Raw genomic sequence first — 232 nt, 5'->3', positions numbered from 1 at the left:
CCACAAGGCAGCGGCCGTTCCTGCCAACATCAACACAGCCAGTAACCAGCCAATCGGTTGTGACCAGTAATCGAACTCCACCAATACCACCGCATGAAAAACCAGAGCCAGATACGCTACCGCAATCAGGGTGTGCGTTTTTTTGAACCAGTGATAGGGAAAGCGCTTGATCAACGCCAGCACCATCAACAACGCCGCACCATAAAACGCCCATTCGCCAACATCCTTGGCC

The 232-nt window shown here is 53.0% G+C and carries 1 protein-coding gene; it reads right to left on the bottom strand.

Annotation, left to right across the window (positions count from 1 at the left end; genetic code table 11):
• Positions 1-232 (bottom strand): hypothetical protein (locus tag Q4563_RS23035; protein ID WP_442903879.1); only part of this gene is annotated, 232 nt, incomplete at both ends.

Source organism: Gilvimarinus sp. 1_MG-2023 (assembly GCF_030548285.1).
The sequence above is the reverse complement of the archived record's forward strand: the minus strand, read 5'-3'. Positions and strand labels throughout refer to the sequence as shown.